This is a genomic window from Curvibacter sp. GW821-FHT09D12 (assembly GCF_059416245.1).
Genome location: NZ_JBWKOU010000058.1, coordinates 1 through 745, shown reverse-complemented (window position 1 = coordinate 745; position 745 = coordinate 1). Strand labels below are relative to the sequence as shown.

At 66.0% G+C, this 745-nt stretch carries 1 protein-coding gene; it reads right to left on the bottom strand.

Translation table 11 applies throughout. The features are described 5' to 3' along the window. Window positions 1–55: 55 nt before the first annotated feature. Window positions 56–745, bottom strand: a 690-nt coding sequence (locus tag AC07PT_RS30420) for an amidohydrolase family protein (protein ID WP_494659188.1), incomplete at its 5' end; no start/stop codon positions are given.

Genomic DNA, 745 nt, shown 5'->3' with positions numbered 1-745 from the left:
GCGCCCACGCAGCCGGCGCCGGTCACGATGGCTACTTTGTTTTCAAATCGACGGCTCATGTCAGGTCTCCAAATTGATAAAGGCGTTCAGGGTTGCTCACCATCAGGGCGTGGCGGGCGGCTTCGCTGGGGGCGATCTCGTGGATCAGGTCCACCAGTTGTTGTTCGTCGGGCACCGGGCCGGCATGGTTGGGGTGGGGCCAGTCGTTGCCCCACAGAACCCGGTCTCCGAACTCGTCCACCAAGGCTTTGGCAAAGGGCTGGGCGTCTGCATAAGGGGGCCCCAGCCGGGTGATGCGGTCCATGCCGCTGACCTTGACCCAGAAGCGGCGGTCCGCCATCAGGCGGCGCAAGGCCTTGAAGGCCGGTTGGTCCAGTCCGAGTGAGGCGTCCAGGCGCCCGATGTGGTCGATCACCACCGGCGTGGGCGAGCGCAGGAGCGCGGGCGCCATGTCCGTCAGCAGGCTGGGGTCGCCGTGGATCTGCAGGTGCCAGCCCAGGGGCTCGAAGCGCGCTGCGAGGGCCAAAACCTCTTCGATGGGGGTGCGGTGACCCAGGTGCCCCATGAAGTTGAAGCGCACGCCTCGAAAGCCCGCACTGTTGAGCCGATTCAGCTCGGCTTGTGCCACGTCGGTGGGGACCAGCGCAATGCCTCGGTAGGCCTGTGGGCGATGGCGGATGGCATCTTCTGCGGCACTGTTGTCAAAGCCGTGGCAGGCCGACTGCACGACCACGCAGCGTTGCAG